Source organism: Neobacillus sp. K501, from assembly GCF_053749995.1.
The window spans coordinates 48,556-63,276 of sequence record NZ_JBSLYA010000013.1; the positions used below are offsets into that span (position 1 = coordinate 48,556).

At 39.1% G+C, this 14,721-nt stretch carries 13 protein-coding genes and 1 pseudogene; 11 read left to right on the forward strand and 3 right to left on the reverse strand.

The features are described 5' to 3' along the window. Positions 1-4: 4 nt before the first annotated feature. From ACWM35_RS22370 to ACWM35_RS22385, 4 genes and pseudogenes are all read left to right on the forward strand, one after another. Positions 5-1,108 (forward strand): NAD(P)/FAD-dependent oxidoreductase, encoded by a 1,104-nt coding sequence (locus tag ACWM35_RS22370; RefSeq protein WP_454821111.1) that lies wholly within the window; start codon positions 5-7, stop codon positions 1,106-1,108. 56 nt (positions 1,109-1,164) lie between these two features. Continuing rightward, positions 1,165-1,416: a DUF3231 family protein gene (locus ACWM35_RS22375; RefSeq protein ID WP_454821159.1), complete on the forward strand. Its 252-nt coding sequence runs from the start codon at positions 1,165-1,167 to the stop codon at positions 1,414-1,416. Then, positions 1,386-2,099 (forward strand): annotated as a pseudogene (locus tag ACWM35_RS22380) (DUF3231 family protein). The gene ACWM35_RS22375 and the pseudogene ACWM35_RS22380 overlap by 31 nt, the downstream one beginning before the upstream one ends. Before the next feature lie 74 nt (positions 2,100-2,173). Next, positions 2,174-3,571, forward strand: a complete 1,398-nt coding sequence (locus tag ACWM35_RS22385) for a M24 family metallopeptidase (RefSeq protein ID WP_454821112.1) — start codon at positions 2,174-2,176, stop codon at positions 3,569-3,571. Between the two features lie 90 nt (positions 3,572-3,661). On the opposite strand, the gene ACWM35_RS22390 is transcribed toward ACWM35_RS22385, so the two are convergent. After that, entirely contained in the window at positions 3,662-4,072 is a 411-nt protein-coding gene (locus ACWM35_RS22390) for a hypothetical protein (RefSeq protein WP_454821114.1), read from the reverse strand. Between the two features lie 187 nt (positions 4,073-4,259). Between ACWM35_RS22390 and ACWM35_RS22395 the strand changes: the two genes are divergently transcribed. The 3 genes from ACWM35_RS22395 to ACWM35_RS22405 are packed head-to-tail and all read left to right on the forward strand — an operon-like array spanning position 4,260 to position 7,920. After that, positions 4,260-5,735, forward strand: coding sequence for a spore germination protein (locus ACWM35_RS22395; protein WP_454821115.1), 1,476 nt, complete (start codon positions 4,260-4,262; stop codon positions 5,733-5,735). After that, positions 5,732-6,826, forward strand: a complete 1,095-nt coding sequence (locus tag ACWM35_RS22400; protein ID WP_454821116.1) for a GerAB/ArcD/ProY family transporter — start codon at positions 5,732-5,734, stop codon at positions 6,824-6,826. The genes ACWM35_RS22395 and ACWM35_RS22400 overlap by 4 nt, the downstream gene beginning before the upstream one ends. Then, positions 6,823-7,920 (forward strand): Ger(x)C family spore germination protein, encoded by a 1,098-nt coding sequence (locus ACWM35_RS22405; RefSeq protein WP_454821117.1) that lies wholly within the window; start codon positions 6,823-6,825, stop codon positions 7,918-7,920. The genes ACWM35_RS22400 and ACWM35_RS22405 overlap by 4 nt, the downstream gene beginning before the upstream one ends. A 64-nt stretch (positions 7,921-7,984) precedes the next feature. Here the strand turns inward: ACWM35_RS22405 and ACWM35_RS22410 are convergent, their stop codons facing one another. Together ACWM35_RS22410 and ACWM35_RS22415 are read right to left on the reverse strand one after the other, a co-directional pair. Continuing rightward, positions 7,985-9,514 carry a glycine betaine uptake BCCT transporter gene (locus tag ACWM35_RS22410; RefSeq protein WP_454821118.1) on the reverse strand — a complete coding sequence of 510 codons (1,530 nt, stop codon included), beginning with the start codon at positions 9,512-9,514 and terminating at the stop codon, positions 7,985-7,987. Between the two features lie 33 nt (positions 9,515-9,547). After that, positions 9,548-10,219 carry a hypothetical protein gene (locus ACWM35_RS22415; RefSeq protein ID WP_454821119.1) on the reverse strand — a complete coding sequence of 224 codons (672 nt, stop codon included), beginning with the start codon at positions 10,217-10,219 and terminating at the stop codon, positions 9,548-9,550. Positions 10,220-10,478: 259 nt separating this feature from the next. Here ACWM35_RS22415 and murQ point away from each other — a divergent pair, with 259 nt between their 5' ends. The 4 genes from murQ to ACWM35_RS22435 all read left to right on the forward strand — a co-directional run bounded on the left by murQ (position 10,479) and on the right by ACWM35_RS22435 (position 14,711). Then, positions 10,479-11,375: an N-acetylmuramic acid 6-phosphate etherase gene (gene murQ / locus ACWM35_RS22420; RefSeq protein WP_454821120.1), complete on the forward strand. Its 897-nt coding sequence runs from the start codon at positions 10,479-10,481 to the stop codon at positions 11,373-11,375. A gap of 24 nt (positions 11,376-11,399) precedes the next feature. Next, a complete protein-coding gene (locus ACWM35_RS22425; protein ID WP_454821121.1) occupies positions 11,400-12,254 on the forward strand; it encodes a MurR/RpiR family transcriptional regulator in 855 nt (284 codons plus the stop codon). A gap of 91 nt (positions 12,255-12,345) precedes the next feature. Further along, positions 12,346-13,707, forward strand: a complete 1,362-nt coding sequence (locus tag ACWM35_RS22430; RefSeq protein WP_454821122.1) for a PTS transporter subunit EIIC — start codon at positions 12,346-12,348, stop codon at positions 13,705-13,707. After that, positions 13,704-14,711 (forward strand): MupG family TIM beta-alpha barrel fold protein, encoded by a 1,008-nt coding sequence (locus ACWM35_RS22435; protein WP_454821123.1) that lies wholly within the window; start codon positions 13,704-13,706, stop codon positions 14,709-14,711. Before ACWM35_RS22430 ends, ACWM35_RS22435 begins: the two co-directional genes overlap by 4 nt. Positions 14,712-14,721: the final 10 nt, after the last annotated feature.

Below are 14,721 nucleotides of genomic sequence, written 5' to 3' on the forward strand. Positions count from 1 at the left end.
ATTGATGGATATTGCTATAATGGGTGCCGGGCTATCGGGCTTAGCCTGTGCTATGACACTTGAAAAAAACGGTGTTTTCCCAATTATATTCGAGAAAAGAAGTCAAATTGGTGACAGGTTTGTTAATGGTGAGGTTTTGCTAGCTATTTTTTCCTTCCCAATCCATGATTGCATTGCATCATTATCCGATGAATATGGAATTTACTTAAAACCAACATCAAATATTCAACGAATAGAGCTGTATTCTAAGAATGAGGAAGCATTTATTGAGGGGCATATCGGTTTTACTAATATTCGTGGAAGAGAAGTGGATTCCTTTGAATCTCAATTGGGAAGACAAGTTAAATCGGCTATTCATTTTAATTCTGAGAAAACGTATGAACAATTAGTACAAGAATTTACACATGTTATCTTGGCAACCGGAGACGGAGCATATGCCAAAAAAACGAAGAACTTCAGAGAAGATTTATCGGTTTCCATAAAAGGGGCAACAATTGAAGGAAACTTTGATCGTTATACTGTAATGGCATGGATTGATTATGACCTTGCTCCATACGGATACTGCTTTCTCATTCCATATTCTAAAAACGAAGCAAATATATCACTGGCCATTCCAAATCTTCCGGAAAATAAAAATATCGACATTAGTCAGCAATGGTATTCGTTTTACAAAATGGTCCGTTCACAGCTTTCACAGGACCTGCCTATAACCGATCAGTTTCACATTTCTAATTACCCTATCGGGATTTGTGAGTCACCTCGAATAGGCAACACATTTTATGTTGGAAATTGTTTTGGAACGATGATGCCCTTTATGGGCTTTGGGCAATATGCAGCAATTTTAAGCGGAGTCTACGCCGCATATGACCTTTGCGGGTTAGGAAACTATGAAGAACTTATGAAACCACTCCGTCAAAGTTATGAAGATTCAATTGTACTAAGAAGAGCTATGGAACAGCTATCAAATGAGGGACTGGATCAGATTATTCATTCACTTCAAGGCTACTGGGGCGAAAAATTATTCCATACTAACAAAGTAAACCCATTAAAAGTAGCAAGTTACCTGCTTCGTCCCTTTTTACACATGAAAGGAGCGCTTCCAAAATGAGCGAGAATAATCCTATCCCTCTAACCGCATCAGAACTAGGCTAGCTTTGGACCGGTCTGGCTATTAATAATATGTCAAAGTGGTACTTAACCGTATTTTGTGAACATAGTCAAGATAAGGAAATAAAGGACTTGTTTTCATATGCACTGCAGTTTACAAATGACCTTATGGTGGAGAGAGATAAAATTCTTAGTAATGATGGATATCCGGGTCCTGCAGGCTTTTCGGAAGATGACATTTATACTTCTGCCCCTCCTCTATTTAGCAACCGTTTTTTATTAAAGTACCTACACCTAGGGCGCGTTTAGGACTTGAATTTCATTCGAAATCATTGGTATTATCGACGAGAGCTGATGTGCGCAATTATAGTATAAATTGTCTAAATAGTTCTATCCAACTATATGATAGAACAGTTGCCATTCTCTTAAATAAAGGAATTTACTGGAGGCCGCCAACTTTGCCTTCCTCAGAGGTTGCTGAAAGTATCCAAAAACCAAGCTATCTAAATGGCTGGTTTGGGGATACAAGACCATTCAACAGCATAGAACTTGCCAACATGTATGAGATTATTGATTTCCTTATTGTAATGGAGGCACTTTGTATCGGTTTTGCTCAAACCTCTGATATGGATGAAGCAGTCGAATTATTCCAAGAAGGAACAACCATTATTAGAAAGCAATATAGTAGATTATTCGACATATTAAAGGGAAATGAATTACCAGTACCATCTACTAATTCAACGGAGGTTCTGGACTCTAAAGAACGTGTATTTTCGGATCGAATAATGGTATGTCATTGAGCCGGATTGTTTGGGTCTTTAATATCTCAATACGGATTTTCTCTCGGATCGGTTATGAGACATGACTTAGTCAAAGAATATACCATGCATATTAGCAAAGCAGGTACATTTACAGAGAAAATAACTCGATTTCTAATTGAAAAAGTATGGTTAGAAAAAGTACCTGGAGCAATTATTCGGAGAATTGAATAGATTTATAACTCTCCTAGATCATTCGAAAAAAACTCATCAAACTACGCTGCGGAACGGGAAAGGAAGAAACTTGTTTGTCAAATTATAAAGAGAGAATTCAATACTATAAAGTACCTGCTCCTAATAATATAGCCGCTACAGAACCAGTAGATTTAACTAATGAAACTCTTCAACTACATAAAGAAAAAGTTCTTATTCGAATGAAAGAAGCTAACATGAATGTTCTTCTTGTCTATGGAGATCGGGAACATGGAACAAACTTTGGTTATCTTACTGGCTTTGAACCAAGGTTTGAAGAGGCCTTATTAGCTTTACACAGTGACGGCAAGGCTTATATGTTATTAGGTAATGAGTCACTCCGGATGCAACAGTATAGCCGTATCGAGGTAGAAGCCATTCATATACCACACTTCTCTTTACCAAACCAGCCAATGGAAACGACGAAGACATTTACAGAATTAATTCAAGCTGCAGGAATTGAAAAAGGTATGAAGGTTGGGATTGCAGGATGGAAAATGTTTACTAGCTCTTTAGAGGATAACGAGCAGCTTTTTGAAACACCACAATTTATTGTAGAAGCTGTCAAAAAGATAGTAGGTGAAACTGGACGAGTTTGGAATGCAACCTCCCTCTTTATTCATCCAGGTGATGGAGCTCGCATTCTGATGAATGCAAATGAAATTGCCCATTACGAATTTGGGTCATCCCTTGCTTCATCTCGTATTCTAAAGATGCTAGATCAGTTAGAACCAGGGAAAACAGAGATCGAACTTGCCAATGGATTGGCTGCATATGGTCAACCCAATAATGTACAGACCATATGTGCCACAGGTGATCGCTTTACAAATGCAATTGTCGGCCCTAGAGCGAAAAAAGTAGAGATTGGGGATAAATTTTCAACGACATTAGGCTACCGGGGAGGACTCACCAGTCGAGCAGCATATGTGGTTTCTTCAGCGGAAGAATTAGCACCGGATGTAGCAGATTATATAGATGCGGTTGCAAAGCCATATTTTGCAGCATCAGTTGCATGGTACGAGAACGTAAGAATTGGTATGACAGGCGGAGAGATGTATGATTTGATTGAATCTGTGATGCCTAAATCCATTTATGGTTGGAAGCTAAATCCTGGCCACTTAACGGCTGGAGAGGAATGGATGTCCTCACCGATCTATCCAAAGTCAGATATTGTGATTTCTAGTGGTATGATATTCCAAGTAGACATTATACCTAGTGTGGCCGGATATGGAGGGGCAAGTGCAGAAGATGGTGTGGCGATTGCGGATGAAGCACTGAGAGAGCAAATTAGTAAAAATTATCCGGAAGTATGGGAAAGAATCCAAGCGCGACGTGACTATATGATCCATACATTGGGCATTCACCTCCATCCAGAGGTTCTCCCCATGTCTACGATAAATGGTTATTTCCGTCCTTATTTATTGAACAAGGAATATGCTTTTAAGGTGAATTGAGGAACAATGTGAGTAAAAGTGCAACAAGGCAATCGCCTGATCCTAACGGCTTGGCGAGTGCCTTGTTTTCTTTATAATCGAATGGAACGATTAGTCCACAATTTTCAAAGTAATTTTCATCGCTTCATGGTCATCGGCAGCGCCACAAACTGTATTACAAATTAATTCGTATTCCCCTGTTTTTTCTGCAGTAAATTCAGAGGGTTTATCAGCACTTAAGTCGATACCTAACTCTTTATTACTAATGGTATGGACTCCTTCTTCGTTCACCAAATGCAGGGCAACTTTTGTTCCTTTTTTTATCACCAACTCTTTATCAGAAGCAAAATCCCAGTTAGTGGCCGTAATGGTATATTTATCTGCATCTGAAGCAGTTGTTGTATCAGCGGTTTGAGACGTTGTTTCTTTAACGTCTGACTTTGCGTCTTCCTCTGCTCCCCCGCAAGCTACTAAGCCAAATGTTAAAGCGCCAGTTAATAAGATTAACCCAAATTTTTTCATTTTAAGAAGTCTCCTTTTTTTGGAATGGTTTGTTTCGTTATCTTTATTGTAAGGGAGCAACTATTCCAATTCCTTGACCTAAGTCAAGGAAATTTCACGAATCCATCAGTATGCAAAAAAGCCATAGCATATGCGGGGAAATTAAGGAAATAATAGTGAATAAATAGTTTTTAAGGGGAGTTCAGAAATGAATTTCGTTAAACAGAATGTTGAGGAACAACTCTCTAAAGATATTGAAACTAATATTAAAAAGATGCAAGAGCATTTTTACTATACAGAAGATTTAATGAAAAAAGAATTACTATTTCATAACCAGAGGTGTGTCATTCTTTATCTAGACTCGATGGTGAAGAAGGAGCTTCTTCAATCTTCAATCATTGAGCCTATTGTAGAAAGCCATGCTGGTGAAATTGAAAAAACCGTCCATGCCGCCGAAATCAAAATGACTTCATTGATTACTGAAGCCGAGAAACATTTGTTGGATGGATTCTGTGTGATTTTTATAGAAAATAATCCCGAAGCTTATTTGGCTTCAGTAGGCGGGATAGAAGGAAGAGCTCTTCAAGAACCAAATAGCGAGCGAAGTATCAAAAGTGCTCATGACGGATTTGTTGAAAACTTAAGTTCAAATCTTCATCTTTTAAGAAAAAGAATTAAAACTCCATATTTAAGGGTTAAATATTTTTCCATCGGCCACTTGACCAATACGAAAGTTGGTATGGTTTATTTGGATAACCTTGCTAATAAAGAGCTTGTTAACGAAGTGGAGCGGAGATTAACTTCTATTGAAATCGATCAGCTCTTTTCCACGGGTGAATTAGAGGATCTTATCGAAGATCAGCCTTTTTCTCCTTTTCCCCATATTTTAGAGACCGAAAGACCAGACAGAGCAGTTTCCTATTTAACAGAAGGAAAAATTGTACTTATTGTGGATGGAAATGCGCGTGTGATCGTTGTTCCAATTACTTTTTTTGCTTTTTATCAAGCACCTGATGACTATAATAGCCGTTGGCTAGTTGGTTCTTTCTTTCGATTAATCCGCGTTTTCAGTTTTATTGTTACGATAAGTTTGCCGGCCATATACATCGCCATCGTATCGTTTCATTCTGAGGTGCTACCGATCGGTATTCTTTACTCGATCAGAGTTTCATTAGAGTACGTTCCTTTTCCACCTTTGGTCGAAGCTTTAACGATGCAAGTCATTTTGGAACTTTTAAAAGAAGCTTCGATTCGATTGCCTTCACCTATCGCCCAGACCATAGGAATAGTAGGGGGACTAGTCATAGGGACAGCGGTAGTAGATGCACATATCGTGTCGAATATGATGATCGTGGTGATTGGGTTTACGGCGATTGCTTCATTTGTGGCACCAATTAATGAAATAGGAACTAGTGCAAGGTTATTAGGTTTTCCAACGATGATCGCCGCCTCATTGTTTGGATTTTTTGGTATTGTATTCGTATTAATGTTGATCTTCATGCATTTATGTAAATTAGAGTCTTTTGGATCCCCATATTTTGCACCATTAGCTCCATTTAAGAAAGAAGATTTAAAGGATTCATTAATCAAACTTCCATTATGGAAATTAAATACCCGGCCGACGGATGCAAATCCAGCATATGCAAATCAACAAGGGCGAACAAGGGCGTGGAAGAAGAAATGACGAAAAACAAACAGTCCATTACAAAGTTTCAGTTGTTTTTTATTTTTCTGCAAAGTCAAATTGGTGTAGGTCTTCTATCATTGCCACATGTCGTAGATAAGACGGCTAATGGAGACGGATGGATTTCTACACTTTTTGCAGGAGCGGCTGTTCAAATCATGCTCGTCATCTACTGGCAATTATTAAAAAGATTTCCGAATCGCATTTATACGGAAATCACATTAAAAATATTTGGACGTTTTATCGGAAAATTGATCAACCTTATCATCTATCTAAATTTTATCCTTGTCGGAGGCTTAGCCACCATCTTGTTTATTAAAGTCATTAATCTATGGTTATTACCAGCAACACCTAATTGGATTATATCAATACTCATCTTGATAGCATGTATTTATTTAACAATTAGTGATTTAAGAGTCATCGCAAGATTCTTTGTCCTTGCATCGACATTAATCCTATTATTATTTTTTACTTCTTTTTTAAATTGGTTTACTCCGAAAGAGTTTCAATATATTCTTCCAATCGGTAGTTCTGGAATTAAAAATATTTTATTGGGAAGTAGCAATTCGCTTCTTGCGATGTTGGGATTTGAAGGATTGTTATTTGTATTCCCCTTTATCATTCATAATAAAAAAGGGGTATTCAAAACAGTTTCGCTGGCCAACCTTTTTATCACCCTTTTTTACACTTATTTTATCTTCCTTACTCTAATTAGTTTTAGTACAGATCAGTTGACAGGCATTAGAGAACCAATTTTAAACTTACTTAGAGGAATAACTTACACAATGATTGATCGAGTCGATCTTATTTTTCTTTCAATATGGATGGTTCCAATGGCCACTTCCATTATTGCTTATTTATACTTTGCTACTAAAAGTTTGAATGTAGAAAAAGAGAATTATCCAAAGGTAGTGATGATAAATGGATTGATTCTTTTTTTGATTACATTGATTCCACACGAAGACCAAATCATTACCCTTTTTAATCAATATGTTTCGTATTTCAGTTATGTAGTTGTTTTTTTGATACCGACTTTGCTTTTAATCCTTTCATTCCTATTGAAAAAGCATGAAATGAGTGAATTCACTTGAGAAAAACCCTCATGATCATCCTATTAATCATGTTAACTGGCTGTTGGGATCAGAAACTCCTTGTGAATCGAACGCTAGTGAATGGAATCAGTCTTGATGTAACAGAGGAGGGAAAAATGGATGCAACCGTTAGAGCATTAAACATTCAAAGTAAAGGTGGCGGGCAATTTGAAATACATGATGAAATAGTAGAAGCAAAAAGACCAACTGTATCTGGTTTGGCATTGGATCTGGACAGTAAAATTCCTGGTGAAATTGATGCTAGTAAAGCGCACATCATTATGATTGGGGAAGAACTAGCGAAAAAGGGAATTTACCCCGGCCTTGAGCTTTTTTATCGAAATATGGGTTCCTTTATGTCTTCAAAAATTGTCATTACGAAAGGAAAAGCGAAAGAGCTTCTATCAGTGGAAAAAGATATCAGCCCAATTGCCTTTGTGATTTTACAATTATTACATGGAGCGGAAGCAGATACGGTCATACCGAAAGATACGACATTTACCGTTTGGAGAAAAATATCTGATCCTGGTAAAGACATGATTTTACCCTATTTGGAAAAAGTAGAGTCTAATAAAATTGAAGTAGCTGGAGTGGCCTTATTTAACAATGATAAATATACAGGTGTCACATTATCAAAAGAAGAAAGCAGTTTACTTTTATCATTAATGAATCAATTACAGAAGGTGAACCGAATGGTTGTGGTACTGGAACCAGAAAACACTAGCCGATCTGTTTCTTTTACAGCGAGAGATGTGAAACGAAGCTTGGAGGTCCAAGTGGGTAAGGATGATAAAATAACTTGTAAAATTGTTGTCAAATTGGATGTTGAAGTAGGAAGCTACCCTCAAAATTTTAATAATCCACTAAATATAAAAATATTAAATCAAGAACTTTCTAGTGAATTAACCAAACATGCAAAAGAAATCACCAACATATTATTAAAAGCCAATTGTGATGCACTGGGGATTGGCCGGCAAATTTCAAGCTTCCACCCTGAATTATGGAAGAAAGTAAATTGGGATCAAGAATATAAAAATGTTGAAATTGAGCCGAAGGTAAAGGTAAATATTATTAAAACAGGCAATGTTTTTTAGCCTCTTTGTAAACAAAAATACTTCCTGATGATTGTTTCAATCAGGAAGTATTTCTTAATCCCCTTTACGACTGTTGTTGCATACCTCTTTTATTACCTCTTTGTACTTCGACTTCGCTTTTTAACCCTTTCCGTAAAGAGAAGCACATGACAATCATGATGATGGCAAATGGGAGAGCGGCAGCGATGGACGCGGTTTGTAAGACGTTCAAACCTCCAGCTAAAAGCAATACCGCTGCTAATGCGGATTGAATGATCCCCCAGGTCATTTTAATTTTATTGGAGGGATTTAATGTGCCCCCTTCACTTAACATCCCTAGTACAAAGGTAGCTGTATCGGCAACAGTGATATAATAAATGGCGACGACCGCAAACCCCAAAATACTTAATACCGTGCTTAAGGGAAGATAATCAAAGAATGTGAAGATTGACAGTGATACATTTTCGGTAATAAATTTTGCCAAACCCTTGTTACCTGTGTTTTGAACAATTTCAAGTGCTGAGCCTCCAAAGATGGACATCCACAGGCAGGTCCCTAGGGTAGGAACAATTAACACACCGATAACAAACTCTCTAACGGTTCTTCCTTTTGAAACACGGGCAATGAACATCCCGACGAACGGTGCCCAGGCAATCCACCATGCCCAATAAAAAAGGGTCCAGGAGGCAATCCACTCCCCTTCCCCGAAGGGTTTTAACCGTAGGCTCATATGGATGAAGTCACTAAGATAAAGCCCTGTTGTATTGAAGAAAACTTTAATCACGGTCAAAGTGGGTCCGACAATCAATATCAGCAACATGATTGCAAAAGATAGAATCATTGCCGCATTTGATAAGTATTGGATTCCCTTCTCTAAGCCTGAGTTAATGGAGATGATAAAAAGGACTGTCGCAACAACAATGACAATCAGCTGGACGAATAATTCATTGGGAACACCAAAAATGTCATGCATTCCGGCCGTAACCTGCATCGCCCCAAGGCCCAAAGATGTGGCAATCCCAAAGACCGTTGCAAAAATCGAAAGAATATCAATCGTTTTACCAATCGGTCCGTAAATACGATCACCCAGTATCGGTTGGAACGCCGAACTAATGGCTGCAGGAAGACGCTTGTTATATTGAAAAAAGGCAAGGGCTAGACCGATAACTGTGTAAATGGCCCATGGGTCCAGACCCCAATGAAAAAATGTATATTGCATGGCAGTATTGGCTGCATCGACCGTATAGGCTTCCCCATAAGGTGGTTTAGTGTAATGAGTGACTGGTTCGGCAACACTCCAATAAACAATCCCAATTCCCATACCAGCACCGAACAGCATCGCCAGCCAGGAAGCCGTGTTAAAATCCGGTCTATCCGTTTTTTTACCTAATCGAATATCTCCGTATTTAGAAAAAAGTAAATATACGGAGAAGATGACAAAGAAGAGGGTTGCACCTAGATAAACCCACCCGAGATAATCAATGGAACCGTTATAGATGATGTCCGTTACTTTAGCAAGATTATCTGTGAAAAAGACTCCCCAGATAATAAATATAAGTGTTAGTAATAATGAGATACTAAAAACACTGTTTCCAGTTTGTGTTTTGCTGCTCATATAAACCTCCTGCAAATTTTGTTTAAGGACCGATTACTTATCAAGGAGATGGTAGAGATATTCCCACTTGTCAGGGTCCAGCAACTCCTCCTGTGACACCGCTAAACCGCTTCCTAGGTAGACCGTTTCGCCCTTTATTGCCACGACCATTGCTTCTAATTCTTCATTGTTGCCGATCTTTTTATAAATGTCCCCTACGGATGGAAGTTGGTTACTATTCATTTGTTTTATATCATTATTGGGATTATCGTGTAAGTTTTCTGGTTCTGTATCTCCCGTATTTTGATAATCGATAGGATGGCTGTTAGGAGTACGCCCAGGTACCATTAATAAATACTCATTATGCTTAATTCCGTGAGAATTACTGGTAACGACTCCTTGTTTATCAACTGTTTCCACCACATCTATTTCATTTAACGAATAGGTATCCAAAGAATCAGGCATGGGATTATGAATTAATAGGAGATCCCCTTCTTCAGCCTTTCGATTCCCACTAAGCGTATAGGCCTTATGGTTAAAAATAAAACTGTCATGCTCCTTTGGTTTGTATTTTTCCACACTCGCAGCATTTGTTATATGCTGTGTTAAATCCCTTAGTCGTAAAAGATGGACCGATAGTTTATACATTGGTTTTATCCCGTATACCTTATGTAACTCGTTGTTATAATAAACAAATTGGCCTTTTCTTACTTGATATAGTTTCACGAAATGGTCCCCCTTCAAAACATAGATATACTCTTGTGTAATAGCCCATTGGATAACAATAGAATGATGGCAGACTGTATGATGGATCTCTTTTACTACTAGGTTGCCTTATTTTAGAAAAATCATAATACCGATAAATCTTTTTCTGAAATAATATTTTATGTTTCTCATAAATATATTGAATTATAATTTCAAAAAAGATATACTATTGGTGGAGTAACCGTTTTCAACGTAGAAAGGCCACAGGAGGTCATGAAGTATGAAAGAAAATCTGGAAATATTAACAACTGAATCTCGCAACGTGGATTCGATGCATATAGATACAGCTAGTCCGATGGAAATTTTACGCATTATGAACGAGCAAGATCAATTGGTAGCTTTAGCGGTTAACAAAGTTTTACCGGACGTAGAGGCTGCTGTCCAATATGTGGTTGCATCCTTTCAAAAGGGAGGGCGGTTGATTTATTTAGGCGCCGGTACTAGCGGCCGATTAGGCGTTTTAGATGCAGTAGAATGTCCGCCTACTTTTAGTACTAGTCATGAAATGGTTCAAGGACTTATGGCAGGTGGAGAGGGTGCCTTCCTTAAAGCTGTTGAAGGAGCAGAGGATGATCCTGAACTAGGTGTAGCTGACTTGAAGAATTTAGAACTGACCGAAAACGATACCGTTATTGGCATCGCGGCCAGCGGAAGAACCCCTTATGTGATTGGCGCGCTTCGCTATGCTCGAAGAATCGGAGCGAAAACCGTTGCTCTTTCATGTAATGAAAATGCGGCAATAAGTAAAGAAGCCGATCAAGCAATTGAGGTGATTGTCGGGCCTGAGGTTCTAACTGGTTCCACTCGATTAAAAGCGGGAACGGCACATAAAATGATTTTGAACATGATCTCGACATCAGCGATGATTCTAATCGGGAAGGCTTATGAGAATTTAATGGTCGATGTCCATGTAAGTAACTTGAAATTGAAAGAACGGGCCATTGGCATCATTCGTAAAATTACCGGAGTTTCCTATGAAGTGGCATTGGATACTTTAGAAAAGGCGGATTTACAAGTCAAAACAGCGATTGTCATGATTATGACGAATACATCGAAAGCGGCAGCAGAAAAACGATTAACCGAAGCAAATGGCTATGTAAAAAAAGCAATTCAATAAATGAAAGAAAAAGGTGGCATGGATATGGCAGCAGGCGGATTAAAAATGATTCAAAATATGCTTGAACAGCTTCCAGCATCTGAACGAAAGATTGCCCAATTTATTCTTGATAACCCTCAAAGTATCTTAAACAGCACGGTCAATGATATTGGGATTCAAGCAAAAACAAGTGGAGCAGCCGTTATTAGACTGTGTAAGTCGCTTGGTTTGACGGGTTTTCAAGATTTAAAAGTAAGAATAGCTGGTGATCTCGTGAAGCCGGTAGAACAAGGATATCGTGATATTGAACCAGACGAGTCCTTTTTCTCCATCGTTCAGAAGACAACAAGCAATAGTATTCAAAGCATCCGTGATTCTGAGGAAATCATCAATTATGAAGAATTGGAACGTGCTGTCCAAACCTTGGCACCAGCTAAGAATGTTCATTTTTTTGGAATTGGGGCTTCTAATATTATTGCAAAGGACTCTCAACAGAAATATCTTCGAATTCAAAAAAATGCAACCGCTTTTACAGATACTCATCTAGTTGCCACCTTAATTGCGAATGCTGATGAGGATGATGTTGTGTTTGGGATATCCCACTCAGGAGAAACACAAGAGGTAATCAATGTGATGGCTCTGGCAAAAGAGCGTGGTGTGAAAACAATAAGCTTAACGAAATATGGGCAATCCACTGTCTCCTCCTTAGCTGATATAAAATTATTCACTTCTTATTCAGCGGAGGCTCCCTTTCGGAGTGCAGCGACGTCTTCACGTCTTGCGCAATTATATATGATGGATATCTTATTTTTGTCGATGGCGACGGTTCAGTATGAGCAGACGATTGACTCCATTGATCGAACGAGAGAGGCCATTCGTTTTATCAAAGGGAGAAAATAACTTGTAAGGGGTGATGTGTGTTCCATATAGAACCTTGATGATGGGGAAATGAGTTCACTAGAAAAAAACAACAGAGAGAAGGAGAGTTGACATGGCGGGAGAGAATAAAATTTTAGCAGAAAAGATTCTTGAGCAATTAGGCGGACCAGCGAATATTAGCAATTACACACATTGTATGACAAGACTTCGTGTAACACCAAAGGATGATTCCATTGTCAATAAGTCTGCTATCAAGAAAATTGACGGGGTACTTGGAGTCGTTGAAGAAGAAACCCTTCAAATTATTCTTGGACCGGGGAAGGTCAATAAAGTAACAGAAGAGTTTGGTAAGCTAATAGAAGCATCAGGTGGAATCAATTTAAAAGAAAAAGCAGCAAGCACAAAGGCAGAAATCAACAAAAAGAATGCAACGCCATTTAAGTTGTTTTTACGTAAAATTGCCGGTATTTTCATCCCATTAATCCCTGCCCTTGTAGCATCCGGATTAATTACCGGGATTACAAAGGCAATCATCCAAGCTGGATGGCTCGCCGGTGATTCACAGCTTGCGACGATTCTATCTGTCATCGGTGGTGGATTATTCGGGTATCTCGGCATTTTAGTTGGTACGAATGCAGCGAAGGAATTTGGCGGTTCACCAGCACTCGGGGCAATTGCCGGTATTTTAATTATTAACCCAGCTGTTGCAGGGATTCATTTATTTGGTGAAGATTTACTCCCTGGCCGTGGCGGTTTAATAGGCGTTCTGTTTGCAGCTATCTTTATTGCTTTAGTAGAAAAACGAGTACGTAAGTTTGTTCCAACGTCTCTAGATCTTTTCATCACACCGACTGTGGCTTTATTGGTTACTGGTATTGTTACTTATCTTGTTTTTATGCCGCTTGGTGGTTTCGTTTCAGATATTATCACAAAAGGATTAACATCCTTACTTGATATGGGTGGAGTCGTTGCTGGATTTGTTCTTGGAGCAACCTTCCTTCCACTTGTTGTAACAGGCTTGCATCAAGGTTTAACACCTATCCATTTAGAGTTAATTAATACGATTGGTGATGACCCGCTTCTTCCAATCTTAGCAATGGGTGGAGCAGGTCAAGTAGGGGCTGCATTTGCCATCTACTTCAAAACAAAGAAAACACGTTTAAAAAGAGCGATTGCCGGTGGTCTTCCTGCAGGTATTCTTGGAATCGGTGAGCCGTTAATCTTCGGTGTTACCCTTCCGTTAGGCCGTCCGTTTTTAACAGCCTGTTTAGGTGCTGGTATTGGTGGAGCGTTCCAAGCAGCGTTTGGTATCGCAACAATTGCCATTGGAGTATCAGGATTGCCACTTGCGTTTCTGGTAGTCGCAGGTCAAGTACTTCTTTATTTAGCAGGTGTACTAATTGCTTATGCAGCAGGCTTCCTGTTCACCTATTTCTTTGGTTTCAAAGATGAGATGGCTGGTGAATTCGATTGATTGGTATTTCCTTCTATTTAAACGATCCTTTAGCGGAACAAAGGATTGCATTAGCAGGGAAAATGGGTGTGAAGCGGGCGTTTACCTCGCTTCACATTCCTGAGGAATCCGGGGATTTAGCCAGCCTTGCTAAAAAGCTGCTTCAAACGGCGAAGGAATATGGAATTGATGTTTATGCAGATGTGTCTTTAAGAACACCTGGTCACTTAGGCTTAGAAAGCTTATTTGATTTAAAATCCTTAGGGGTAATCGGTCTTAGACTTGATGATTTTTTTGAAAATGAACTAATTCTAAAGTTGGCTAAAGAGTTTAAGCTAGCGCTGAATGCGAGTATCTTGTTTGAGGAGGATATCCATGCGCTGATAGCAGGCGGTTTAGAACCAAGTCAATTACTGGGCTGGCATAATTTTTATCCAAGATGTGAAACAGGATTATCGGAATCTTTTTTTCAGATGCAGAATGAACTCTTTAGACGCTACGGAATTCCTATCAGTGCATATATCCCAGGAGATGGGGAAAAACGCGGCCCGCTGTTTGCGGGACTGCCAACCTTGGAGGATCATCGTGCAATGGATCCATTTACTGCGTCAATGAAGCTTTTCCATTCGGGTGTCGAAGATGTTTACGTTGGTGATCCAGAGGTTAGCGAGGATCTTCTTAAGAAATTAATCGATTTTGATGTTCATCATCTTGTATCGATACGAGTGAAAGGGAATTTGGAGGGTGAATTCAAGCTTCGCCCTGATTTTTCTCGTGATGTCCTCAGGTTCATGGATACAAGAAGTGCTGGTTCCATCCCTCCTGAGAACACCGGGGCTCGGCCGGTTGGTACGATTACCAGAGACAATGATCGTTATGGAAGGTACCGGGGAGAGGTGCAAATCGCATTGCGGGACTTGCCAGCGGATGAGCGGGTCAATGTGATTGGACATGTAGGGAATGAGGATATCCCTCTTCTTTCCTATTTTAGGCCTGGTCAAAAGATAAAGTTAATACAGAAATAATACGAACTGC

Coding starts and splice junctions, on each gene's coding strand:
- ACWM35_RS22370 (WP_454821111.1), top strand. CDS start 5: ATGGATATTGCTATAATGGGTGCCGGGCTATCGGGCTTAGCCTGTGCT.
- ACWM35_RS22390 (WP_454821114.1), bottom strand. CDS start 4,072: ATGAAAAAATTTGGGTTAATCTTATTAACTGGCGCTTTAACATTTGGC.
- ACWM35_RS22395 (WP_454821115.1), top strand. CDS start 4,260: ATGAATTTCGTTAAACAGAATGTTGAGGAACAACTCTCTAAAGATATT.
- ACWM35_RS22400 (WP_454821116.1), top strand. CDS start 5,732: ATGACGAAAAACAAACAGTCCATTACAAAGTTTCAGTTGTTTTTTATT.
- ACWM35_RS22410 (WP_454821118.1), bottom strand. CDS start 9,514: ATGAGCAGCAAAACACAAACTGGAAACAGTGTTTTTAGTATCTCATTA.
- murQ (WP_454821120.1), top strand. CDS start 10,479: ATGAAAGAAAATCTGGAAATATTAACAACTGAATCTCGCAACGTGGAT.
- ACWM35_RS22425 (WP_454821121.1), top strand. CDS start 11,400: ATGGCAGCAGGCGGATTAAAAATGATTCAAAATATGCTTGAACAGCTT.
- ACWM35_RS22430 (WP_454821122.1), top strand. CDS start 12,346: ATGGCGGGAGAGAATAAAATTTTAGCAGAAAAGATTCTTGAGCAATTA.